This window comes from Nocardioides jishulii (assembly GCF_006007965.1).
GTDB lineage: Bacteria > Actinomycetota > Actinomycetes > Propionibacteriales > Nocardioidaceae > Nocardioides > Nocardioides jishulii.
In genome coordinates this window covers 2,744,814-2,768,692 of record NZ_CP040748.1, presented here as the reverse complement: position 1 = coordinate 2,768,692, position 23,879 = coordinate 2,744,814, and the positions used below count along the sequence as shown (strand labels likewise).

The following is a 23,879-nucleotide window of genomic DNA, read 5'->3' as shown; positions in this document are numbered from 1 at the left end:
AGTCGAAGGCCGCATGCTCGGACGTCCAGAGAGGCCTCGACGGTTCGTGCCGGTGTCCTCGGACTCCGACGGGTCACACCCACCTGACACACTGGACGGGTGAGCCGACCCATCGCGCTGAACCCTGACTCCCGCGCCGCCGCACTGGAAGCCATGGCTGCGGGTGACCTCGACGTGCTGGTCGTCGGCGGGGGAGTGGTCGGGGTCGGCGCGGCGCTCGATGCCGTGACCCGGGGCCTGAGCGTCGGCCTCATCGAGCAGCGCGACCTCGCCAGCGGCACGTCGTCACGCTCCTCCAAGCTGGTCCACGGCGGCCTGCGCTACCTGGAGATGTTCGACTTCGCCCTGGTGAAGGAGGCGCTGGAGGAGCGTGGGCTGCTGCTCACCCGCCTCGCGCCGCACCTGGTGCGGCCGGTGCCGTTCCTCTACCCGCTCGAGCACACGTACGAGCGCCCCTACGTCGGCGCGGGCGTCGCGCTGTACGACGCCATGGCGATGGCCGGCAAGTACGAGACCGGTGTGCCTCGCCACAAGCACGTGTTCCGCAAGGAGCTGGCGCGTCTGGCCCCCGACATCCGCACCGACTCCCTGCACGGAGCCATCCGCTACTACGACGCCCAGGTCGACGACGCGCGCCTGGTCATGACGATCGCCCGCACGGCTGCCAACAACGGGGCCCATGTCGCGACCCGCACGAAGGTCGTCGGCTTCCTGCGCGAGGGCGAGCGGATCGTCGGCGTGGAGGCCCGCGACCTGGAGAACGGCGTCGACTTCACCGTGCGGGCGCGCACCGTCATCAACGCCGCCGGTGTCTGGACCGACCAGATCCAGGAGATGATTGGCGGCCAGGGCGCCCTCGACGTCGACGCCTCCAAGGGGATCCACCTGGTGGTGCCCCGCGACCGCATCCGTTCGGAGTGCGGCTTCATCACCAAGACGCCCCACTCGGTCCTCTTCGTGATTCCGTGGGGTCGTCACTGGATCATCGGCACGACGGACACCCCGTGGGACCTGGACCTCGCCCACCCCGCCGCCAGCCGCACCGACATCGACTACCTCCTCGAGCAGGTCAACGCGCTGCTCAAGGTCCCGCTCGACCACGACGACGTCGAGGGCGTGTACGCCGGCCTCCGCCCGCTGCTCAAGCCGTTGCGCAAGGCGGGCGTCGAGGCGGAGACGACGAAGCTGTCGCGGGAGCACACCACCATCAGCCCGATCCCCGGCCTCGTGCTCATCGCCGGCGGCAAGCTGACCACCTACCGGGTGATGGCGCGCGACGCCGTGGACCTGGCGGTGGCCGAGCTCGACGACGTGCTCCCCTCGATCACCGACCGGGTGCCGCTGGTGGGGGCGTACGGGTTCGAGACCCGCACCAACCAGCGGGTCGCGCTCTCGCGCGACGCGGGGATCGGCATCGGGCGGATCGACCACCTGCTGGGGCGCTTCGGCGGGCTCGTCGACGAGGTCCTGACGCTGGTGGACGAGCGGCCCGAGCTGGCGAAGCCGTTGGCGCACGCCGACGAGTACCTCGCCGTCGAGGTGGTCTACGCCGTCACCCACGAGGGTGCGCGCCACCTCGACGACGTGCTGGCGCGCCGCACGAGGATCTCGATCGAGACCTTCGACCGCGGCGTGAAGGCGGCCCGCGAGGTGGCTGAGCTGATGGCACCCGAGCTGGGCTGGGACAAGGGCACGGTCGACCGCGAGGTGGACCACTGGTTGCGTCGGGTGGAGGCGGAGCGCCAGAGCCAGCAGATGGCCACCGACACCGAGGCCGACGAGGCGCGGGTGGCCGCGCCCGAGATCCTCTGATTGCCGGCGTCAGGCAACCCGTACCCGGGGGTAGCCTTGCGAGGCGCAGGTCACATACTCTCGGGACATGAGTGCCACGCCCTCCTCCCGCGGCCCCGTGACCGACGGCCCGCGCGACCCCGAGCTCCACACTGACGCGACCTACGCGCTGGACCTGGCGTACGTCGCACGACTGACCGCACGCATTCCGAGCTCGTCCGGACGCACGGTCGAGCACGTCTCGCCGTTGGGGGGCCAGCCGCTCGGCGCGATCCCGCAGAGCGAGGTCGTCGACGTCGAGCGCGCCTTCGCCCGGGCCCGGGCTGCGCAGCGTGCGTGGGAGCTGGTGCCCGTGGCGGAGCGTCAGGAGATCCTGCTGCGCCTGCACGACGTCGTCCTGGAGCGCCGCGAGGAGATCTGCGAGCTCATCTGCCTGGAGTCGGGCAAGGCCCGCAAGGACGCCTTCCTCGAGGTCGCCCACCTGGCGATGACGGCGCGCTACTACGGGCGTACGGCCGCCCAGCACCTGGCCACCACGCGGGTCCCGGGCATGTTCCCGGTGCTGACCCACGTCGAGGTCAACCGCATCCCCAAGGGCGTCGTCGGCATCATCTCGCCGTGGAACTACCCGTTCACCCTGGCGCTGTGCGACGGCATCCCGGCGCTGGCCGCCGGCAACGCGGTGGTCGCGAAGCCTGACCAGCAGACCATCCTCACCGGCCTGCTGGGCGCCGAGCTGATGGACCAGGCGGGCTTCCCCGCCGACCTGTGGCAGGTGGTCTCCGGCGCGGGCGCCGACGTCGGTACGCCGATGATCGCCGCGGCCGACTACATCTGCTTCACCGGGTCCACCCGCACCGGCAAGCTGATCGCGAGCCAGTGCGCCGAGCGCCTCATCGGCTGCTCGCTGGAGCTGGGTGGGAAGAACCCGATGCTCGTCCTGCGCGACGCGTCGGTGGAACGGGCCGCCGAAGGCGCAGTGCGAGGAGCATTCTCCAACTCGGGCCAGCTCTGCATCTCGATGGAGCGGATCTTCGTGGCCGACCAGGTCTACGACCGGTTCGTGGAGCGGTTCGTGGCGCGCACCGAGGCGATGACCCTGGGCGCGTCGACCAGCTGGGAGGTCGACGTGGGCACGCTGATCAGTCAGGCCCAGCTCGACACCGTCGAGGCCCACGTGGCCGACGCCGTCGCCAAGGGAGCGACCGTGCTCACCGGCGGCAAGGCCCGGCCCGACCTCGGCCCCTACTACTACGAGCCCACGGTCCTGGAGGGCGTCACGCCCGACATGACCTGCTTCGGCACCGAGACCTTCGGTCCCCTCGTCTCGCTCTACCGCTTCCACGACGAGTCCGAGGCCGTCGAACGGGCCAACGACGGGACGTACGGCCTCAACGCCTCGATCTACAGCCGTGACCACCAGCGTGCCCGGGCCACCGCTCGCCGGGTCAAGGCGGGCACGGTCAACGTCAACGAGCCCTACGGTGCCGCGTTCGGCTCGCTGGCCGCCCCGATGGGTGGCATGCGCGAGTCGGGCCTGGGTCGTCGCCAGGGTGCCGAGGGCATCCTGCGCTACACCGAGACCCAGTCGGTCGGCACGCAGCGCGGCCCGGCGATCGCGCCGCCGTTCGGCATCTCCGAGGAGAGGTACGCGGCCATCATGACCAGCAGCCTCAAGGTGCTGAAGAAGCTCGGCCGCGCCTGATGGTCGTGCCGCACTACGACGTCGTCATCATCGGCTCAGGGTTCGGCGGCTCGGTCAGCGCGCTGCGCCTGAGCGAGAAGGGCTACTCCGTCGCCGTCCTGGAGGCGGGCGCCCGCTTCTCCGACGAGGACTTCCCGCGCACGTCGTTCGACCTGAAGCGCTACCTCTTCGCGCCGGCGGCCGGCCTCTACGGGATCCAGCGCATCGACATGGTGCGTGACTGCATGATCCTGGCAGGAGCCGGCGTCGGCGGCGGCTCGCTCGTCTACGCCAACACGCTCTACGAACCGCTCGACCCCTTCTACTCCGACCCGTCATGGGCCCACATCACCGACTGGAAGTCGGAGCTGGCGCCCTACTACGACCAGGCCAAGCGGATGCTCGGCGTGGTGACCAACCCCGTGCGTACGCCCTCGGACGACGTGATGGAGAAGGTTGCCGAGGAGATGGGCGTGGCGGACTCCTTCCACCCCACCCCGGTCGGGGTCTTCTTCGGTGGTCCCGGACAGGACGAGGGCAGCGAGGTCGCGGACCCGTTCTTCGGCGGCGTCGGCCCGTCCCGGCGGACGTGCCTCAACTGCGGCGAGTGCATGACGGGGTGTCGTCACAACGCCAAGAACACGCTGGTCAAGAACTACCTCCACCTGGCCGAGCAGATGGGCGCCGTCGTGCACCCGCTCACCACCGTCACCCGGGTGCGACCCCGCGCCGAGGGTGGGTACGAGGTGACCGCGCGCTGGACGAAGGCGAAGCTCTCGCGGCGTACGGCGGTGAAGAGCTTCACGTGTGACCAGGTGATCTTCTCGGCCGCCGCGCTGGGCACCCAGAAGCTGCTGCACCGGCTCAAGAGCAGCGGCGACCTGCCGCACATCTCCGACCGTCTCGGCGTGCTCACCCGCACCAACTCCGAGGCCATCCTCGGGGCGATCGCTCCCGACCGCAGCGTCGACTACAGCTACGGCGTGGCCATCTCCTCCTCGATCCACCCCGACGCGGAGACCCACATCGAGCCGGTCCGCTACGGCCACGGCAGCAACGTGATGTCGCTGCTCCAGACCGTGCTCGTCGACGACGTCCCGGGCCAGAACCGGGCGCTCAACTGGGTCAAGGAGATGTGGGCGAAGCGCGCGGAGGTCTTCGACCTCTACGACCTCAAGCACTGGTCGGAGCGGGCGATCATCGCGCTCGTGATGCAGACCAAGGACAACTCGATCACCACCGTGCCGGCGAAGACGCCGTTCGGCTGGCGCATGTCGAGCGTCCAGGGTCACGGCGAGCCGAACCCCACCTACATCAAGGTGGCGTACGAGGCGACGCGGCGGATGTCCGACCTTCTCGGCGGGACGCCCGGCGGTTCCATCGGTGAGCCCTTCAACCGACCCCTCACCGCCCACTTCATCGGTGGTTGCACCATCGGCGACAGTCCGGACAACGGTGTGGTGGATCCCTACCAGCGGGCCTTCGGGCACCCCGGGATCCACGTCGTCGACGGCTCGGCGATCTCCGCCAACCTGGGGGTCAACCCGTCGCTCACGATCACGGCCCAGGCGGAGCGCGCGATGGCGTACTGGCCCAACAAGGGAGAGCCTGACGCGCGGCCGGCGTTGGGGGAGGCCTACCGGCCGATCCGTCCCGTCGCTCCGCGGCGACCCGCGGTGCCGGAAGCGGCCCCGGCTGCGCTGCGACTGCCTGTGGTGTCCATCACCTGACGGGTGTCCTACATGTCAAGAAAAAAGTTGAGGTTTTGCTGAATTTGGCCTGACGACACGGGGTCTGGGTCATGATTGCCCTGCAGGCCCGCTACATCTCTCCCTCCCTTTGATGCGCGGGTCGTGCCCAGCCGGTCCTTGACCTGGTGGGCAGTCAGGGCCCGGCCACCCTCCCTCCCGGTCGGGCCCTGGTGCATTTCCGGGAAGGTCGCCGTGGCGACCTCAGCGGCTCGTGAGCTACGTCGGCCGGATAGGATCGGGGGTATGACTGCGCCTGAACACGATCTTGTCCTGGTGGTCGACTTCGGGGCGCAGTACGCCCAGCTGATCGCCCGTCGCGTCCGCGAGGCCAGGGTCTACTCCGAGATCGTGCCGCACGGCACGACCGTCGAGGACATGCTGGCTCGCAACCCCGCCGCGATCATCCTGTCGGGTGGTCCCTCCAGCGTCTACGCAGCGGGTGCCCCGGCCCTCGACCCGGCCCTCTTCGCCTCGGGCGTGCCGGTCTTCGGCATGTGCTACGGCTTCCAGCTCATGGCCCAGGGCCTCGGCGGCGAGGTCGCCTCGACCGGGACGCGCGAGTACGGACGTACGCCCGTGACGATCAGCCAGCCCGGCACCCTGCTCGCCGAGCTGCCCGTCCAGCACAACGTGTGGATGAGCCACGGTGACACCGTCACCCAGGCGCCCACCGGCTTCTCCGTCCTGGCGTCGACGGAGGTCACCCCGGTGGCCGCCTTCGAAGACCTCGAGCGCCGCATGGCAGGCGTGCAGTGGCACCCCGAGGTCCTGCACTCCGAGCACGGCCAGCGCGTGCTGGAGCACTTCCTCCACGACATCGCGGGCTGTCGCCAGACCTGGACGATGCTCAACGTCGTCGAGGAGCAGGTCGAGAAGATCCGCGAGCAGGTCGGTGAGGGCCGCGCCATCTGCGCGCTCTCGGGCGGCGTGGACTCCGCGGTGGCCGCGGCCCTGGTGCAGCGCGCGATCGGTGACCGCCTCACCTGCGTCTACGTCGACCACGGGATGATGCGCCAGGGCGAGACCGAGCAGGTCCGCCGCGACTTCGAGGAGGTCTTCGACTCCCTCGACGTGGTCGACGCCGAGGAGCAGTTCCTCACCGCACTGGCGGGGGTCACCGAGCCGGAGACCAAGCGCAAGATCATCGGCCACGAGTTCATCCGGACCTTCGAGGCCGCCCAGGTGCGTGTCTTCGGCGACGCTGTGACGGAGGGGGAGGGCGAGGCCACTGCCTACCTGGTGCAGGGCACCCTCTACCCCGACGTCGTCGAGTCCGGTGGTGGCGCCGGCACCTCCACGATCAAGTCGCACCACAACGTCGGCGGACTCCCCGACGACCTCAACTTCGCGCTCGTCGAGCCGCTGCGTGCCCTCTTCAAGGACGAGGTACGTGCGGTCGGTGAGCAGCTGGGCCTGCCCGAGCGCATGGTGTGGCGCCAGCCGTTCCCCGGCCCCGGCCTGGGCATCCGGATCATCGGCGAGGTCACCAAGGACCGTCTCGACACGCTCCGTCAGGCCGACGCCATCGCACGCGAGGAGCTGACCAAGGCCGGCCTCGACCGTGAGATCTGGCAGATGCCGGTCGTGCTGCTGGCCGAGGTCCGCTCGGTCGGCGTCCAGGGCGACGGACGTACCTACGGCCACCCTGTCGTGCTGCGCCCGGTCACCTCCGAGGACGCCATGACCGCCGACTGGGCGCGCCTCCCCTACGAGGTCATGGAGAAGATCTCCACCCGGATCACCAACGAGGTCGCGGAGATCAACCGCGTCACCATCGACATCACCTCGAAGCCCCCGGGCACGATCGAGTGGGAGTGAAGAGCCCCACCCTCGTCGTCCCCGACCCGGGTCAGGCGGTCGTGATCCGTTTCGACGGCCGCGACGTCGTGCTCTGGTGGGGCAAGGGAGAGGGCGACAGGGAGGTGCTCGCAGCGCATGACGGGCGGCTCATGACCTGGGAGTCCGTCGAGGCGGCCGTCGCCCACGCCGAGGAGGCCGGGTGGGAGATCGACTGGGATGCCGGCATCACCTCCGACCAGTCCACCCTCATGGACTTCAGCGGCGCCCAGCGGCGACTGGAGAGCGAGCGTGCGCCCGTCGCCCCCGAGTCGGCGATGTTCCTGTGGAACTTCGCCACCGACGTCTCCCACACCCTCGACATCCCCTTCCACGACAAGGGGCGCCTGGCCGACGAGTGCTACGAGAAGCTCACCAAGGCCACGATCCCGAGCGTCTACGGGCTTGACACCTACAAGCTGCAGTGGACTCCGGCCGAGTTCAAGGCCGTACGGCGCATCATGGCCGACGCGGTGCACGTGGTGCGGGTCGGGCTCGGGGTGAGCTGACCCCGGGGGCAGGGCCACTTCTTCCCCTCTCTGACAAGATGGTGGGTCATGGGCAACAAGTTGTGGTTGCGTTTCCTTCTCGCCGCCGCGTGCGCGATGTGCGCGGTCGGCCTGACTGGCTGCGTCAAGCCCGACAAGGCCGTGGTGGCTCTGCTGCTCGCCTCGTCGCAGGCGAGCCGGTGGACCGAGATCGACGAGCCCGTCTTCTCCCAGCACGTCGAGGGACGCCTGCCAGGGGTGCGACTACGTCTCCTACGCGGATCGTGACGCCGACCGACAGGCGGAGCAGTTCCGTGAGGCGCTGGACGACGGCGCGGACGTGATCGTGCTCAACGCGGTCGACAGTGAGGCGGCAGGCCAGCTGGTCGAGGAGGCCGGTGACGTGCCGGTGGTCGCCTACGACCGGTTCCTGCCGGGCGCCGACTACTTCGTCTCCGCCGACCCGGCGGTCATCGGTCGCATGATGGCGCAGGGCATCGTCGACGCGAAGGGTCGCCGCTCCCGCGTGCTCATGGTCAACGGCGCTGCCGGTGACGCCAACGCCGCGGCGATCAGGGAGGCCGCCCTCGGGGTCTTCAAGCGCCACCGCGTGAAGGTCCTGGCCCAGGCCTCGCCCGACACCTGGAGCGCGGACGCCGCCAAGAAGTTCGTGCTGGACCAGAAGGGTCGCATCGGCCGGGTCGACGGGATCCTCGCGGGCAACGACACCCAGGCCGCAGGCGTGGTCGAGGCCCTTTCCGAGCTGAAGGTCCGGGGCAAGAACTATCCCTTCGTCACCGGACAGGACGCCGAGCTGTCGGCGGTGGAGCGCGTGATCGCCGGGACCCAGGGGCTCACGGTCTACAAGCAGATCAAGACGATGGCCCAGCGAGCGGCCGACCTCGCGATCGACCTGATGCTCGACGAGGAGCCCGAGGACACCACCGAGTACGACGGCGTCCCCGCGCTGCTGGTGGAGCCGGTCGTCGTCACCCGCGACACCGTAGCCCAGACGGTCCTGCGTGACGGCGTCTACACCCTCGACCAGCTCTGCCCGAAGAATCTCCTGAAGTCCTGCGAGGAGCTCGCCCTCCGCTGAGGGTCACGCGAGGTCCTGCCGCCAGGAGACCTCAGAGGCCCCGCGCCACTCGCCAGGCGTCGAACGCCTCGGCGCTGGACTTCTCCGGCACGTAGCCCAGGACCGTGCGGAGGCGGGTGTTGTCGAGCACCGGACGGTGGGCCAGGAAGACGGTCTGCTCCGGGCCGTAGCGGCTCACCCCGAGGCGCCGACCGACGCCCAGCACGACCTTCATGAGCGGCTCGGGAACGGCGATCGTGCCGCGGCCCAGACGGGCGGCGATCTCGTCGATCGTCAGGGCTCCGTCGCCGGCCACGTTGAAGATGCCGGTCACCTCGCCCGTGACGGCCCGCTCGATCGCGCCGACCACGTCGGTGTCCCAGATGAAGACGAAGGGTGACTCGGCCCCGCGGATCTTGAGCAACCGCTGCTTCTCGAAGAGCGCGGTGATCTGGTTGTCGACCGACTCGCCGAGGATCGTGCCGATGCGCAGGACGACCTGCTCCAGCTCGGGGTGGGTGGTGCGCAGCTCGGCCAGCATCTCCTCGACGAGCCGCTTGTGGCGGCTGTAGACGAACTCGTGGTTGCCCCGGACCGGGTCGTCCTCGGTGAGCCAGCCGCCGTGGGCGGCGCCGTTGTCGGGGTGGTAGCCGTACGCCGCACCCGACGACGAGACGACCACGCGGCGTACGCCGTGGCGCAGGCAGGCGTCGAGCACGTGGCGGGTGCCGGTGACGTCGACCGCGTACTCCAGGTCGACGTCCGAGTCCTGGCCCGGCGTCACGATGGAGGCCAGGTGGACGACGACGTCGACGTCGTGGTGGGCGAACGCCGCCTCGACGGCGTCCGCGTCCGTGACGTCCATCGTCAGCTGCTCGACACCGGCCGGCGCCTCGCCGCGGTGGCGCAGGTCCGCCGAGAGCACGGCGTGGCCGCGCCTGGCGAGACCGCGGACCACGGAGGTGCCGAGGAAGCCGCTGCCGCCGGTCACCAGCACCGTGAGGCTCATGCGACGACCTCGACCTTCGTGCGGCTGCGGACGCCCCACCACTGGGCGAGCGCGAGTCCCGCGATGATGTCCCAGATGCCCCACCAGGCCGCCACGAGCGCCATGCCGCCGAGGCCGTCGAAGTAGGTGAAGACGAGCAGCAGACCGAGGCCGGCGTTGCGGATGCCGACCTCGAACGTCATCGCCTTGGTGCTCGCCTCGGGCAGGCGCGTCATTCGGGCAATGGCCCACCCGAGCGCCAGCGCCAGTGCGTCGTGGAGGAAAACGGCGACCAGGACGACCCCGATGTGGTCGACGAAGATCGACCAGTTGTTGGCGACGCCCACGACGATCACCGCTCCCAGGCCGAGGAAGGCGACCGGACCCACGAGGCGGCCGGCCCGCTGCGCGAAGCGCGGCCAGAAGTGGGCGATCGTGATGCCGGCGACGAAGGGGACGCCGATGACCAGCCCGACCTCGACGAGCATGTCGAAGGCGGAGAGCTCGATGTCCTCGAGCACCTTGCGCCCGGTCGGGTGCAGTGCGCCCCAGAAGGCCACGTTGAGGGGCATCAGGAAGATCGCCAGCACGTTGCCGACGGCCGTCATCGAGACTGACAGTGCCACGTCGCCGCGGGCGCGGTGCGTGAGGATGTTGGAGACGTTGCCGGGCGGGCAGCACGCCACCAGGATCATGCCGAGCGCCACGGAGCCCCGGACGTCGAGCAGCAGCGTCAGCAGGAACGTCAGCGCCGGGAGCAGCAGGAACTGCGCCACCACGCCGATGGCGATCGTGCCGGGGCGCCTGAGCGCGAGCTTGAAGTCCTCGACCTTGGTGTCGAGCGCGATGCCGAAGAGGATCGCGCCGATCACGATCTTGAGGGTCGTCAGCGACCCCTCCTCGAAGGCGATCCGGATGCCGTCGACGTCGTCGGCTGCCAGGAGCATCATGCGGTGACCTCCGTCCGCAGCGCTGCGGACGCCTCGCGCACGGCGGTGCGGTAGGCGTCCTTGTTGACGTAGTAGCTCATCCGCTCGAGCCCCAGGTAGCGGTAGCCGGCCGTCAGGTCGGGACGTGGCCCTGCGATGGCGGCGTCGAGGGCCTCGGCCCGCTCGGGTGCCTCACCGCGGGCGGCGAGGTAGCCGGCGACCAGCTCGGCCTGTTCGTAGCGCCCCTGCCAGCCGAGGCCCGAGGCCTCGACCATGCCGAGGACGAAGAGGTTGCGGGTGGCCTCGTGGCCTCGTACGCCCGGGAAGATGTTGAGGTGCAGGTCGGGGGAGGTGCCGCTCCCGGGACCGGTCCAGTTGAGGTGCGCGGGGTCCACGAACGGGTAGTGCAGGTGGTAGCCGGTGGCCAGCACCACGGTGTCGTAGGTGCCGCGGGTGCCGTCCTTGAAGAGCACGTCGTGGCCCTCGAAGCGCGCCACGTCACCGCGTACGTCGATGTCGCCGTGGCCGACGTGGTGCAGGACGAGGGAGTTCACCACCGGGTGCGACTCGTAGATCTTGTAGTCCGGCTTCGGGAAGCCGAACTTCACCGGGTCGCCGGTGAAGAGTCGGAGCAACCGGCTGTCGAGGGCCTGCTTGATGCGCCGGGGCATCGGCTTGCCCTGGTTGAGGGTGTCGGACGGCTTGCCGAGCATGTACTTGGGCACGAAGTAGTAGCCGCGCCGCACGCTCAGGTCGACCGAGGCGGCGTGGTGCACGGCGTCGACCGCGATGTCGCAGCCGGAGTTGCCGGCCCCGATGATCAGGACCCGCTGGTCGGCGAAGGTGCGCGCACTCTTGTAGCGGCTCGTGTGCAGCACCTCGCCGTCGAAGCTGCCCTCGAAGGTCGGCACGGCGGGCTCGGCGAGCGTGCCGTTGGCGATCAGCACGCCGGCATGGCGGCGGGTGGTCGTGCCCTCCGGCCCGGTGCTGGTGACCAGCCACTCGGTGCCCGAGGGCTCGACCCGTGTCACCTCGGTGTCGAAGGCGAAGCCCGTACGCAGGCCGAAGTGGTCGGCGTAGGCGTCGAAGTAGCGCTTGAGGGCGCGGTGGTCGGGGTAGTCCGCGACCGAGGTCTCCATCGGGAACTCGGCGAACTCCGTGGTCGTGCGCGACGAGATCAGGTGGGCCGACTCGTAGACCGTGCTGCGTGGGGAGGAGATGTCCCAGAGCCCTCCGACGCCGCTGGCGGCCTCGTAGCCTGCCCACGGCAGCTCGTGCCGTTGGAGGGCACGGGCCGCGGCGAGGCCGGTGGGACCGGCGCCGATGACGGCCCAGGTCAACTGGTCGGTGGGGCTCACTGGGACAACCTCCTGGTCATGGTGCGGACGTAGGTGCGGGGTGCGAGCCGCCACAGGTGCCACGCGGCGCGGGCAGAGCGCCCGACGAACACCTGGTCGGTCCCGCGGGTGACGGCGTCGACGATCGCGCGGGCGACGTCGTCGGGCGTGATCTCGCCCCCGGTGGTGCTGCGCTCGGTCCCGTCGGCACGCCCGGCGGCCTCGGACATCCCGCCGGTGACGAACGTCGGGTGCACGAGCGTCACGCCGACGCCCGAGGCGGCGAGCTCGGGCCGCAGGGCCGTGAAGAGGCCGGTCACTGCGTGCTTCGCGGCGACGTACGCCGGCCTGCCGAGCACCGGGGCGAACCCGGTGACCGAGCTGGTGACGACAACCCTGCCGTGACTGCGTGTCAGGGCCGGCAGCGCCGCCTGGGTGCAGGAGACGGCGCCCAGGTAGTTGACCGCCATCACCTTCGCGTGGGTGGTGACGTCGTGGTCGGTGAAACGCCCGATGGCAGAGATGCCGGCGTTGTTGACCAGCAGGTCGAGCCGGCCGTAGCGCTGTTCGACGGCGGCGAAGGTGCTGCGTACGGCCGCGTCGTCGGTGATGTCGCACGCCAGGAAGGTGGGGTCGTCAGGGCCTTGGTCGGCACCGAGGTCGATGCAGACGACGCTCCAACCGGCCTCGTCGAGGCGGTGGGCCAGAGCGGTGCCGATGGCGCCGGAGCCTCCGGTGATCACCGCCACCGGGCGGTCCCTGCCAGGGCTTGTCCTGGGCACCTGTCCTCCTGTGGGCGTGAGTGGCTGCCACGACGTGGCCGCCTCGGGCGGCGATGCGCACCCCGTCGTCGACGGGGTGCGCATCTCGCGGGAACCTACCTTGAAATGAGTAAGTAAAGTGAATTACTCGCTTATCGAGGACTCGACTGCGGCGTCGGGGACGCTCTCCTTGCCGGTGCCGCCTCGATCGCCCTCGGCGTAGAGCTCGTCCACCACGTCCGCGTACTTGCGGTGCACGACCCGGCGCTTCAGCTTGAGCGAAGGGGTGAGCTCCTCGGACTCGGCGGTCCACTCGTGGGCCAGGAGGGCGAAGGCCTTGACCTGCTCGGGGCGCGAGAGGCGTTCGTTGGCCTTGTCGACAGCGGCCTGGACGAGGGCACGGATCTCGGCCTTGGCCGACAGGTCGGCCAGGGAGGTGAACTCCAGGCCCATCCGCTCCGCGACGACCGGGGCGACCTCGCCGTCGAGCGTCAGCACGGCCACCACGTAGGGGCGGTTGTCCCCGATCGCCATGGCGTGGCCGATCAACGGCGACTCCTTGAGATGGTTCTCGATGTTGGAGGGCGCGATGTTCTTGCCCGCCGAGGTGATGATCAGCTCCTTCTTGCGGTCGACGACGTAGAAGAAGCCGTCCTCGTCCTGGGTGCCGATGTCGCCGGTGTGCAGCCACCCCTGGGAGTCGATCAGCTGCCGTGTCGCCTCGTCCTGGCGGTAGTAGCCCGGCGTGTTGACCGGGCCGCGGACCAGGATCTCGCCGTCGTCGGCCAGCATGACCTCCATGCCCGGTGTCGGGACGCCGACGCTGCCGATGCGGAAGTGGTCAGGACCGTTGACCGTCACCGCCCCGCAGGTCTCGGTCATGCCGTAGACGTCGTACACCCGCAGGCCGAGTCCTGCCATGAACTTCGTGGTCTCGACGGGCATCGGCGCGGAGGCCGACGCGCACCAGCGGGCCTGGTCGAGCCCCAGGAGGAGCTTGAGGAAGCCCAGGATCGCCTCGTCCGCCTTGCGGTAGTTCTCCTCGATCTCCGGCGTCATGGTGCCGCCGGTCTCCTGCGCCTGCACCCAGGCGAGGCCGGCTGCCATCGACTCCTGCACCAGCGTGACGTTGTCGGGGTTGGGGTCGGCGGCGAGCTTGGCCGAGATTCCGGTCTGGATCTTCTCCCACACGCGCGGGACGCCGAAGAAGGCCGTGGGATGCACCTCGCCCAGGGTCGCGACGAGCTGGGCCGGATCACCGATGCAGTACTGGTGGCTCCCCTGGAGAGTGGGGCCGTAGACGCCCAGGACGCGTTCGGCGATGTGGGCGAGCGGCAGGTAGCTGATCTGGACCTGGCGCTGCCCCATGAGTCCGGCGGCCTCGATGGTGGTCTGTGCCTCGCACAGCACGTTGTGGTGGGTCAGCACCACGCCCTTGGGGTTTCCGGTGGTGCCCGACGTGTAGAGGATCGTGGCCGGTGTGCTGGGCGTGACGGCCTCGGCGCGTGCCTCGAGTGCTCCGGCGCGGTCGCGGCGGAGTGCGGCGCCGGCCGCCACGAGCTGGGACCACGAGAGGAAGTGGTCGCCCTCGGGCATGGCCGCCTCGTCGATGACCACCACGGTGGTGTCGGGTGCGTCGACCAGCGCCCCGGACCAGCGGGCGAGGTGGTCGGCGCTCTCGACGATGACGTGACGGGTGCCCGAGTGGTCGGCGATGTAGGCCACCTGGTCGGGGGAGAGGGTGTTGTAGATCGACATCGGGATGGCGGCGGCGTGCACCGCGCCCATGTCGGCGAGCACGTGCTCGATGCGGTTGGTCGCCATGATCGCCACGGGCTGGCCGGGCTCGACCCCCAGTGCGATGAGACCGGCGGCCACGTCGAGGGCAGCTTCGCGGGTCTGGGTCCACGAGAGCGTCCGCCAGCCCTCGCTGACCTCGTGCCGGTCGGAGTAGGCGGGTTCGTCGGGGAACTGCGAGGCGGTGGAGGCCAGGTGGTCGACCAGGGTGTGTCCGCCCAGGATTCGTTCGACACGCGCTCTCTCGGTGAGTACGTCCGTCATCAGATTTCCCTCCATGGATATCAGCCTGTGACCTGCGTCACGAGACGGTGTCAGGTGAGTCTCACTGAAGCGGGCGACAATTTCGAGGGGAAGCCCGAGAAAAGCACGGCGGCCCGGACCGGTCGGTCCGGGCCGCGCGGGCTGTCGTGCTGGCTGACGTCAGGAGACGAGCCCCTTCATCTGCTCGATCGTGGCCACCGGGTCGGCGGTGGCGGGGGTGACCGACAGGTTGGTCACGCCGGCCTCCCGGAAGGCGGCGATGCGCTCCTTGACGTAGGACTCCGGGCCGACGAGGTTGGCGGCCTCGAGCCACTCCAGCGGCACGGCGGCCTCGGCCTCGCGCTTCTTGCCCGAGAGGTAGAGCTCCTGGATCTCCTCGGCCTCCTTCTCGTAGCCGTAGGCCTTGGCGATGTCGTTGTAGAAGTTCTTGCCCTTGGCGCCCATGCCGCCGACGTAGAGGGCGAAGAGCGGACGCGCGAAGTCGAGCATCTGCTTCGTCTCCGGGCCGTCGCCGATGGCGACCATCACGTTGGCGACGATCTCCAGCGGCGCCAGACCCTCCTGGCGCTTCGCCGCGCCGGCGGCCAGGGCGTCGCCCCAGACGAGATCGGCCTTGCCGGGGTGGAAGAGGTGGGGGATCCAGCCGTCGGCAATGGTGGCGGCCTGCTCGACGCTCTTGGCGCCGAGGGCAGCGATGTAGATCGGGATGGTGTCGCGCTCGGGGCGGGTGAGCAGCTTCAGTGGCTTGCCCAGCCCGGTGACGGCGCCGCGCTCCTTGGTCAGCGGCAGCTGGAACTCGCCGTCGTTGGTGAGCACCTCGCGCTTGAGTCCGCGGCGGACGAGGTCGATGATCTCGGCCGTGCGGGCCAGCGGCTTGCGGTAGGGCACGCCGTGGAAGCCCTCGATGACCTGCGGGCCGGAGGCGCCGAGGCCCAGGATCGCACGACCCCCGGAGACGTTGTCGAGGCCGGCGGCGGTCTGCAGCAGGGCACCGGGCGTACGCGAGTAGATGTTGAGGATGGCCGAGCCGATCTCGATGGTCTCGGTCTTCGCGGCCAGGTAGCCCATCAGGGTGGGGGAGTCGAAGCCGTAGGCCTCGGCCACCCAGACCGTGTCGAGACCGGCCTTCTCGTAGGAGCTGACGGTGTCCGCCGCGCTGCGGGGATTGCCGTCGTACATGAGCATGGTGGCGAGCTTCACGGGCACCTCATTCTGGCTGCGTCTGCGGTCGTGGGCGGCCCGACGGACAGGCGCCCACCCCGGACTCTGACAGAGCCACTGTCACGATGGCAAGGGTTTCGAGCAGGTGTGTGCAACTTGTTGCACAAGTCGCCACCGGGCGACCTCGTCCGGGGCGGGGCCTTCCTACGGGCGCGGGTCGACGCGGTGGTCCCCGACCACCCCGGCGTCGCCCCCGAGCTCCGGGCCGCGTTCGCTGCGCCGGCCGCCCAAGGTCGCGGCGAGCAGACCCGCGGAACCGGCGAGCAGCCACGGGAGCGGCAGCACCCACCGCAGGTCGTCGACAGGCAACCACTCCGCGGTGACCGCGACCCAGATCAGCGCGAAGGCGGCGAAGGCCACGCCCATGATCAGGTGGGTGAGGTTGACGGGGTGGCGGCCCCCACGGCTCGTCGTGCCGACCTCGACCGGGACGGTCACGTCGTTCGTCTCCATCGTCCACTCCTCCTGTGCGCCGGGTCCGTCGGTGCTCATCGCTGCACCACCTCGATCTCGCCCACGCCGAGCTCGGCGGTGATCTCCATGCGTGGGCCCTCGTCGGGGCCGACCGAGGTCTGGGTGCTGACGGCGATGCCGCCGCGCTCCTGCCCGTCCGGGAGCATGATGGCGCCCGGACCGCCGACCTCGGCGCGCAGGTCGACGCGCAGCTCCTCGGGCAGCACGAGCACGATGCGGCCCGCCCCCGCCTCGACGAGGACGTCGCGACCGTCCAGGGCCTCGAGGTCGGTGACGTCGGTGAGGTCGAGCCTCAGCTCGCCGCGACGGAAGTCGTAGTGGTCACGGACCTCGCTGGCCGCCGTGGGCGCGTTGACCTCGCGACCGGCCTGGTCGTCCCAGCGCTCCGCGGTCAGGGCGCCCGCGGTGGCGACCGCAGCGACCAGCCCGAGGGCGATGATGCCCCCGGCCCGGCCCCAGAAGGCGCCGAGGACGAGCATCGCCGCGCAGATCGTCATCGCCAACGCCGGGTAGGCGCTGGCGGGCACGGCCACGCCAGCCAGGTCGACGGTGCCTAGCACGCCCATCGCCAGCGCGACCAGGGCGAGCGTGAACCAGAAGAGCACCGGACCACGCCGTCGTGGGTCGCGCGGACGGGCCAGCGGGGGCCGCGGGGCGGGTGGGGGCGTGGGAGTCCACGCGTACGTTGTGGGGCCCGGCCCCGTCGGGGGCGCTCCCGGTGCACCTGGCGATGCTGCGACCGGTGCCCGCGCCGGTGCGGCCTGAGCCGGTGCCGGAGTCGGGTCCGCCGGGGCCCCAGCGGCGTACGCCATGCCTCCCGGCGTGCCGGGCGGTGGGGTGGCGGCTCGTTGGTGCGGTGCGCGGCGCGAGTAGAGGAACCAGCCGACGACCGCGACCACCGCGAGCGGCCACGGGAACCAGTAGAGGCCCCACGAGTCACCCACGAGCGCCAGGCAGGCCAGGGCGGCGACGACGGCCAGGGCGACGCTGCGGTTCCGCTCGTCGAGGGGGATGGTGGCGTCCGTCCTTCCGTCCTCGGGCAGGAGCAGCCACAACGCCGCGTAGAGCAGGATCCCGGCGCCGCCGAAGAGCGCCAGCACGCCGAAGGCCACCCGCAGCACGAGCGGATCGAGGTTGAAGTGACGAGCCAGGCCTGAGGCCACACCGGCGACCATGCGGTCGGCCGGTCGGTGCATGCGGTTCACGTCCTTGACGTGCTCCCAGTCCACGTGGGGGCCGTCCTGCGGCATGGGGCCACCGGGTGCTGCGTCGGCTCCGGCGGCGCCGGGCTGCCCGGGAGTCGGGTCTGTCGTCTGGTCCATGTCTCCAAGCCTCGTCGTCGACTCCGCTGCGCGCCATCGGGAAGAACCCTGAACGTGCACCGGGGCATGCCGGGGCACCTCAGGGTCGGCTCGGGGTCAGCCCTCATGGTCGCGCACCGCTCCGCCTGACACGATGGAGCCACGATGAACGCCCCCGATCCCGCCGCACCGACGGCACACGCGCACGCCACGGAGCAGCCTCTGGCTGCACCGCAGTGGCGCCGTGCCACGCGCAACTCCACCGACCCGTTGGTCGGCGGCGTCGCCTCAGGCCTGGCCGAGCACCTCGGCCTCCCGGTGCTGTGGATCCGGCTGGGCTTCCTCGCGGCCACCGCGCTGAGTGGTCTCGGCACCGTGCTCTACGCCGCGCTGTGGCTCTTCCTCCCCACCGACGCCCGGTTCGAGGAGTCGGCGCCCGGCCTGGAGAGCGCCACCCGCACCGGCAAGCGTCCCGGCCTCGGCCACCGCCTCGGCGACATGGGCCAGGCCCTCGCGCTGGGCGTCCTGGGCATCGGTCTGGTGCTCATGGTGGAGACGGTGCTGGGGCGCGGTGCCATCGTCTTCCCGGTGCTGATCGCCGGGGTCGGCGTGGCCCTGCTCTGGCGACAGGCTGACGAGGCGCAGCGAGAGCGGTGGCTCGACTCCAGTGGCCGCGTCGACCCCTTCCGGGCCATCTTCGGTGCTGGCACGACGGCGTCGTACGTCCGTCTCGCCGCGGGCGCCGGCCTCGTGGTCGTCGCCACTGCTCTCTTCGCCGTCACCGGGGGCCGGGTCGAGGTGGCGCGCGACGTCTGGCTGGCCACGCTGCTCGGCATCGCCGGGCTGGCGGTGGTGGTGGGGCCGTGGGTGGTCCGGCTCGCGTCCGACCTCGGGGCCGAGCGTGCTGAACGCATCCGCACCCAGGAGCGTGCCGACATGGCCGCGCACCTGCACGACTCGGTGCTGCAGACGTTGGCGCTGATCCAACGCAACGCCTCCGACCCCACGCTCGTCGCTCGTCTGGCGCGCGGGCAGGAGCGTGAGCTGCGCGCCTGGCTCTACACCGGCGAGGCCGCCGACGCGGCGACCGTGGCGGGTGCACTGCGGGAGGTCGCCGGTCGCGTGGAGGACGAGCACGCCGTCGTCGTGGACCTCGTGACCGTCGGCGACCGCGCCATGGACGAGTCGATGCGTCCCCTCGTCCAGGCGACCCGTGAGGCGATGGTCAACTCGGCCAAGCATGCCGGGACCGCCAGGGTCGACGTCTTCGCCGAGACCACGGAGCACGGCGTCGAGGTCTTCGTGCGTGACCGGGGCGTCGGCTTCGACCCCGGGAGCGTGGGGGAGGATCGCCACGGTGTGCGGCACAGCATCATCAACAGGATGACCCGACACGGTGGCACGGCGCAGGTGCGCTCGGCCCCCGGCGAAGGCACGGAGGTCCGGCTGAGCATGCCGGTCGGCGAGGAGGCATGAGGACGCATGGGTGATCCGGTGAAGGTGCTGGTGGTCGACGACCACGCGATGTTCCGGGTGGGTGTCAAGGCGGAGCTGCAGTCGGCGGCGGCCGGAGCCGTCGTGGACGTGGTCGCTGAGGCGGCCGACGTCGACGAGGCGGTGGCACGCATCGCGGAGACGGCACCCGACGTGGTCCTGCTCGACGTGCACCTGCCCGGGGGCGGGGGCGTCGAGGTGATGCGCCGCGTCCACGCCGCCATGCCCGGCGGCGCACCCCGGTTCCTGGCGCTCAGCGTGAGCGATGCGGCCGAGGACGTCATCGGCACCATCCGCGGTGGTGCCCGGGGCTACGTGACCAAGACGATCACGGGCCCTGAGCTGGTCGACGCGATCAGGCGGGTGGCCGACGGCGACGCCGTCTTCTCTCCGCGCCTCGCCGGATTCGTGCTCGACGCCTTCGCCGGCTCCATCCAGGTGGCTGCCGTCGACGAGGACCTCGACCGCCTCACCGAGCGTGAGCGGGAGGTGATGCGCCTGATCGCCCGCGGCTACGCCTACAAGGAGGTGGCCAAGGAGCTCTTCATCTCGACCAAGACCGTGGAGACCCACATGTCGTCGGTGCTGCGCAAGCTCCAGCTGAGCTCGCGTCACGAGCTCACCAAGTGGGCCTCGGACCGCCGCCTGCTCTGAGCGCACCCAAGGGGGCGGCGGCCTTTTCCGACACCTTGTCGGTACTGGGTACCCTGACGCCCATGAACACCCTGGGTCTCGTCCTGCTGCTCGTGCACGTCCTCGGCTTCTCCGCGCTCCTCGGTGGCCTCCTGGTCCAGGTGCGTGATCCCGAGAAGAAGGTCAACGCGCTCATGCGTGACGGCGTCGGCACGGCCTTCGTCGCCGGCATCGGCCTGGTCGGCGTCCTCGAGGCCGGCGACAGCGCCGTTGCCCACGACAAGATCGGCGTGAAGTTCGCCATCACGCTCGTGCTGCTGGTGCTGATCATGATGAACCTGCGCAAGCCGCGCATCCCCAACGGTCTCTACTGGGCCCTGCTGGCCATGACCGTCCTCAACATCGTGCTGGCGCTCTTCTGGAACGCCAAGCACGGCTACTGATCCCTGGCTCCACCCACGTCCTCACGCAGACGGCCGCCGCCCCTCGGGGCGGCGGCCGTTCGCCATGTCGGGGGGTACGCCATGTCGGGCCTTCGTCGTGCGCCCCGTGGTTGGTCAGTCGTCGCCCTTGAGGGAGAAGGACCGCAGCCGGTCGCCGGTGAACCAGACCCCGCCCACGATCACCACCAGCAGCGCCGCCACCGCCCACCACAGGGCGATGTCGGGTCCTGACACGTCGTCGCTGAGCGCCGCGGCCACGCGGTTGCCCCACTGGTAGATGCTGAGCCACGCCACTCCGGAGAAGACGTTGGCCAGCGTGCCCTCCCACAGCAGCACGAAGAGCAGCCCTGCCACCACGGCGTGCTTCCAGACCGTGCTCAGCGTCAGGAAGAACGCTGCGTACGCCGCCGCGCTCAGCGCCGCACCCACCGTGCGCGCCACGAGGGTCGAGGAGTCGTCCGGGTTGACGGCGAGTCCGGTGACCAGCATCAGCACGGGTCCCAGGAGCAGGACGGCACCGAGCGCGACCGCGTACTTGCTGGTCGCCACGGAGTGGCGGCTGATCGGCTTGGCGAGCAGGTAGACGATCGACCCGTCGTCGACCTCCGGCCCCATCACCGCGCTGGCGCCGACGAGTGCGAGCAACGGCAGGACCACCGAGAGCCCGAGCCCGAACAACGTGTCCGTGGCGGCAGCCGGCTCGTCGGTGAGCATCCGCACCAGGATGGTCAGTCCGACCAGGGCCGCCGGGAAGAGCAGGAGAATGATGAAGCGCTTGCGGCCGGCCAGGGCGGCCAGGGCGAGTCGCAGGATCGTCGGATTCATCGGGCCACCAGGTAGGAGAAGACGCTCTCGAGGGACTCGTCGCTGGGCGAGACCTCCAGCAGCGCGATGTCGCGTTCACGCGCCCAGCGGGGGAGTCCGTGGGCGAACCGACCGAGGTCGGAGACCTCGACGTCGATGCCGGCCTCGGTGAAGCGGACGGCCCGCACCGAGGGCTGGGCCACCATCAGGGTCGCCAGGGCCCGGTCGTCGTCGGAGCGGAGGAAGTACTGGACCGGGCGGTCGGTCATCAGCCGGCGGATCGCCCCGAAGTCGCCGGAGGCGGCGTGCCGCCCGGAGACCACGACCTCGATGTGGCGGGCGAGCCGCTCGACCTCCTCGAGGATGTGGGAGCTGAAGAGGATGGTGTGCCCGTCCTCGCCCATCTGGCGCAGCAGCTCCATCAGCTCCATGCGCTGGCGCGGGTCGACGCCGTTGAACGGCTCGTCGAGCATCAGCACGGCCGGGTCGTGCACCAGCGCCGCCGCGATCTTGACCCGCTGGCGCATGCCCTTGGAGTAGGTGTCGATCTTGCGGCCGGCGGGCTCCACCATCGCGACCCGTTCGAGCGCGCGCTCCGTGGCCGCGGCCGCGTCGGGCATCGAGTGCAGGTCGGCGTTGGCCCGGACGAACTGGCGGCCGGTGAGGTAGCCGAAGCTGATCTCGCGTTCGGGGACCAGGCCCAGGAGGCGGTAGGCGTCGGTGTTCCGCCACACCGGCTCGCCGTCGAGGGTCACCGTCCCGGCGGAGGGAGCGAGGAAGCCGGACATCATCGCCATCAGCGTGGTCTTGCCCGCGCCGTTGGGGCCGAGCAGGCCGGTCACGCCGGGGCCGATCCGCATGGTGACGTCGTTGACCGCCACCACGTTGCCGAACCACCGCGAGACCTTGTCCAGAACGAGCTCGGTCATCAGCGGCCTGCCTTCCTGAAGCGCCGGACCAGACCGAGGACCAGCAGTGCGACGACCACGAGGGCCACGACGACGAGCAGGGTGACCGTGCCGGCGCCGTCGGGCGGTGTGATCACGTTGTTGCCGGCGTCCATGTAGGCACCCAGCCCGTTGACCAGCGACCACGGCGAGAACATCGCCGCGAGCTCCCCGACCCGTGGGTGGTCGGTGGTGTAGGCGACGCCCTGCACCATCTGCACGGCCAGGTTGCTGACCAGGACGACCAGGATCGTGCCGACGACCCCGAAGCCGCGGCGCAGGGCGATGCTGGAGACCAGGGCGCTGATCGAGCCCAGCAGCAGCGCGAGCAGCAGCGACAGGGGCAGCGACTTGCCGAGCAGCTCGAGCTCGTCGCTGACGTCCAGGCCGTTGAGCAGGGCCCCGCCGAAGAGCACCACGTGCGGCGCCAGGATGAAGATCAGCAGCGCCGTCACCCAGGCGGCCCAGCGGGTCAGGGTGAAGGCCGCTGCACTCAACGGGCGGGCCAGGTAGAGCACGATCGAGCGGGAGCGCAGGTCGCGGGAGAAGATCACCGGGGCCTGCGCCGCGGCGAAGACGCTGATCGGCACCTGCAGCGTCGAGGTGTAGGCGGTGTAGCTCATCACCTGGGAGTCGAAGCCGACGATGGCGACCACGCCGACCATGATCGCGGCCGGCAGCAGCGTCAGCACCCCGAGCAGCACGGGCAGCACCTTCGAGCGCCCGGAGCGACCCAGGCCGTACGCGTGGCGCAGCGAGGTGACGAAGAGGGAGAGGGCGATGCGCCCGTTGGACTCCCGGGGACCGTCGTAGGCCCGGTAGCCGATGTCGTGGATGACGCCGCCGGGAGGAGCCGCGGGAGTGGCCGGGTCAGACACGGTGCGCTCCTTGCGTGAAGACGTCCTCGAGGTGGCCGTGGTCGGGCTCGATCCTGACCAGCGCCAGGTCGAGGTCGGTGACCGTGTCGCGTACGAGGCGGTGCACGTCGACGCCGGGAGGGGGCGTGTCGATCCGCACCTTGGTGCCGCGCGGATGGCACCTCAGACCCGTGGCGGCCAGGGCGTTGCCGAGCTGGTCGCGCTCGACCGTGCCGCCCAGCACCTCGACGATGGTGGCGCCGGTGCCCTCCAGGAACTGGCTCGTGGCCGAGGAGCGCAGCAGCACCCCCGCGTCGAGCACGACGACGTGGTCGCTGACGCGCTCCAGCTCGCCGAGCAGGTGGGAGGTGACGAGCACCGGAATCTTGAAGTCCGTGCTGATCCGGCGTACGAGCCGGAGCATGTCGAGGCGCGACGCCGGGTCGAGGCCGTTGGTGGGCTCGTCGAGGAAGACCAGGCTCGGGTGGTGCACCAGCGCCTGGGCCAGCTTGGCCCGCTGCTTCATGCCGGTCGAGTAGCCGCCGAGAAGCCGGTAGCGCTCCTCGTCGAGGCCGACGATGCGCAGGGTGTCGGCGGCGCGCTCCCGAGCGGGAGCAGCGGGCAGGCCGGACATCCGTGCCAGGTGGACGACGAACTCGCTGGCCGTCACGTCGGGCGGGAGGCAGTCGTGCTCGGGCATGTAGCCGACCAGGGCGCGGATCCGGTCCGCCTCACGGGCGACGTCGTGGCCGAGCACCGTCGCGGTGCCCGCCGTGGGGGTCTGCAGGCCCAGCAGGATCTTGATGAGCGTCGACTTGCCGGCGCCGTTGGCGCCGACCAGGCCGGTCACGCCCGGGCCGATCGACAACGTCAGCTCGTGCAGGGCCATCACGCGACCGAAGTCCATGGACAGCCCCGTCGTGGTGATGACGGGGGCCTCGGGAGGGTGCTCGGGATGGTCTGACGTCACACGGGCAGCCTATCCGTGCGCCGCGTCCGGC

Annotated in this window: 21 protein-coding genes and 1 pseudogene; 10 read left to right on the top strand and 12 right to left on the bottom strand. The window is 70.5% G+C overall.

The window, feature by feature from the left end:
- The first annotated feature begins 99 nt into the window (after positions 1-99).
- The 7 genes and pseudogenes from FCL41_RS13080 to FCL41_RS13055 form a co-directional block, all read left to right on the top strand.
- Positions 100-1,812, top strand: coding sequence for a glycerol-3-phosphate dehydrogenase/oxidase (locus FCL41_RS13080; RefSeq protein ID WP_212723071.1), 1,713 nt, complete (start codon positions 100-102; stop codon positions 1,810-1,812).
- Positions 1,813-1,879: 67 nt separating this feature from the next.
- Positions 1,880-3,496 carry a succinic semialdehyde dehydrogenase gene (locus FCL41_RS13075; protein WP_137065213.1) on the top strand — a complete coding sequence of 539 codons (1,617 nt, stop codon included), beginning with the start codon at positions 1,880-1,882 and terminating at the stop codon, positions 3,494-3,496.
- Positions 3,496-5,205, top strand: coding sequence for a GMC oxidoreductase (locus FCL41_RS13070; RefSeq protein WP_137065214.1), 1,710 nt, complete (start codon positions 3,496-3,498; stop codon positions 5,203-5,205). Before FCL41_RS13075 ends, FCL41_RS13070 begins: the two co-directional genes overlap by 1 nt.
- Positions 5,206-5,469: 264 nt before the next feature.
- Positions 5,470-7,044 (top strand): glutamine-hydrolyzing GMP synthase, encoded by a 1,575-nt coding sequence (gene guaA / locus FCL41_RS13065; protein ID WP_137065215.1) that lies wholly within the window; start codon positions 5,470-5,472, stop codon positions 7,042-7,044.
- A complete protein-coding gene (locus FCL41_RS13060) occupies positions 7,041-7,571 on the top strand; it encodes a hypothetical protein (protein WP_137065216.1) in 531 nt (176 codons plus the stop codon). Before guaA ends, FCL41_RS13060 begins: the two co-directional genes overlap by 4 nt.
- Before the next feature lie 48 nt (positions 7,572-7,619).
- Entirely contained in the window at positions 7,620-7,838 is a 219-nt protein-coding gene (locus FCL41_RS17515; protein ID WP_239021643.1) for a hypothetical protein, read from the top strand.
- A 31-nt stretch (positions 7,839-7,869) separates the two neighbouring features.
- Positions 7,870-8,649, top strand: a pseudogene (locus tag FCL41_RS13055) (substrate-binding domain-containing protein); the annotation flags it as partial.
- Between the two features lie 31 nt (positions 8,650-8,680).
- On the opposite strand, the gene FCL41_RS13050 reads toward FCL41_RS13055, so the two are convergent.
- The 8 genes from FCL41_RS13050 to FCL41_RS13015 form a co-directional block, all read right to left on the bottom strand.
- Complete coding sequence (locus FCL41_RS13050; RefSeq protein WP_137065218.1) at positions 8,681-9,637, bottom strand: SDR family oxidoreductase; 957 nt, start codon at positions 9,635-9,637, stop codon at positions 8,681-8,683.
- Positions 9,634-10,566 carry a bile acid:sodium symporter family protein gene (locus tag FCL41_RS13045; RefSeq protein WP_212723072.1) on the bottom strand — a complete coding sequence of 311 codons (933 nt, stop codon included), beginning with the start codon at positions 10,564-10,566 and terminating at the stop codon, positions 9,634-9,636. Before FCL41_RS13045 ends, FCL41_RS13050 begins: the two co-directional genes overlap by 4 nt.
- Positions 10,563-11,903, bottom strand: coding sequence for a flavin-containing monooxygenase (locus FCL41_RS13040; RefSeq protein ID WP_137065219.1), 1,341 nt, complete (start codon positions 11,901-11,903; stop codon positions 10,563-10,565). The genes FCL41_RS13045 and FCL41_RS13040 overlap by 4 nt, the downstream gene beginning before the upstream one ends.
- Complete coding sequence (locus tag FCL41_RS13035; protein WP_175422351.1) at positions 11,900-12,664, bottom strand: SDR family NAD(P)-dependent oxidoreductase; 765 nt, start codon at positions 12,662-12,664, stop codon at positions 11,900-11,902. The genes FCL41_RS13040 and FCL41_RS13035 overlap by 4 nt, the downstream gene beginning before the upstream one ends.
- Before the next feature lie 123 nt (positions 12,665-12,787).
- Entirely contained in the window at positions 12,788-14,704 is a 1,917-nt protein-coding gene (locus tag FCL41_RS13030) for an AMP-dependent synthetase/ligase (RefSeq protein ID WP_137065221.1), read from the bottom strand.
- A gap of 159 nt (positions 14,705-14,863) precedes the next feature.
- Entirely contained in the window at positions 14,864-15,904 is a 1,041-nt protein-coding gene (locus FCL41_RS13025) for an LLM class F420-dependent oxidoreductase (RefSeq protein ID WP_137065222.1), read from the bottom strand.
- Between the two features lie 165 nt (positions 15,905-16,069).
- The gene (locus FCL41_RS13020; protein WP_137065223.1) at positions 16,070-16,417 is read right to left on the bottom strand and encodes a hypothetical protein; all 348 of its coding nucleotides are present in this window, start codon (positions 16,415-16,417) and stop codon (positions 16,070-16,072) included.
- On the bottom strand, positions 16,414-17,721 hold the full coding sequence (locus FCL41_RS13015; protein ID WP_137065224.1) for a PspC domain-containing protein: 1,308 nt from the start codon (positions 17,719-17,721) through the stop codon (positions 16,414-16,416). Before FCL41_RS13015 ends, FCL41_RS13020 begins: the two co-directional genes overlap by 4 nt.
- 144 nt (positions 17,722-17,865) lie before the next feature.
- On the opposite strand from FCL41_RS13015, the gene FCL41_RS13010 reads away from it, so the two are divergent.
- The 3 genes from FCL41_RS13010 to FCL41_RS13000 all read left to right on the top strand — a co-directional run bounded on the left by FCL41_RS13010 (position 17,866) and on the right by FCL41_RS13000 (position 20,270).
- A complete protein-coding gene (locus FCL41_RS13010) occupies positions 17,866-19,176 on the top strand; it encodes an ATP-binding protein (RefSeq protein WP_137065225.1) in 1,311 nt (436 codons plus the stop codon).
- A gap of 6 nt (positions 19,177-19,182) precedes the next feature.
- Positions 19,183-19,848: a LuxR C-terminal-related transcriptional regulator gene (locus FCL41_RS13005; protein ID WP_137065226.1), complete on the top strand. Its 666-nt coding sequence runs from the start codon at positions 19,183-19,185 to the stop codon at positions 19,846-19,848.
- Between the two features lie 62 nt (positions 19,849-19,910).
- Entirely contained in the window at positions 19,911-20,270 is a 360-nt protein-coding gene (locus FCL41_RS13000; RefSeq protein ID WP_137065227.1) for a hypothetical protein, read from the top strand.
- Positions 20,271-20,384: 114 nt separating this feature from the next.
- Here the strand turns inward: FCL41_RS13000 and FCL41_RS12995 are convergent, their stop codons facing one another.
- From FCL41_RS12995 to FCL41_RS12980, 4 genes are read right to left on the bottom strand one after another with little or no spacing between them, the layout of a single operon-like run.
- On the bottom strand, positions 20,385-21,095 hold the full coding sequence (locus FCL41_RS12995; protein WP_137065228.1) for an ABC transporter permease: 711 nt from the start codon (positions 21,093-21,095) through the stop codon (positions 20,385-20,387).
- The gene (locus FCL41_RS12990) at positions 21,092-22,003 is read right to left on the bottom strand and encodes an ABC transporter ATP-binding protein (protein WP_137065229.1); all 912 of its coding nucleotides are present in this window, start codon (positions 22,001-22,003) and stop codon (positions 21,092-21,094) included. Before FCL41_RS12990 ends, FCL41_RS12995 begins: the two co-directional genes overlap by 4 nt.
- Entirely contained in the window at positions 22,003-22,899 is an 897-nt protein-coding gene (locus FCL41_RS12985) for an ABC transporter permease (RefSeq protein ID WP_137065230.1), read from the bottom strand. The genes FCL41_RS12990 and FCL41_RS12985 overlap by 1 nt, the downstream gene beginning before the upstream one ends.
- The gene (locus FCL41_RS12980) at positions 22,892-23,848 is read right to left on the bottom strand and encodes an ABC transporter ATP-binding protein (protein WP_239021642.1); all 957 of its coding nucleotides are present in this window, start codon (positions 23,846-23,848) and stop codon (positions 22,892-22,894) included. Before FCL41_RS12980 ends, FCL41_RS12985 begins: the two co-directional genes overlap by 8 nt.
- Positions 23,849-23,879 lie beyond the last annotated feature (31 nt).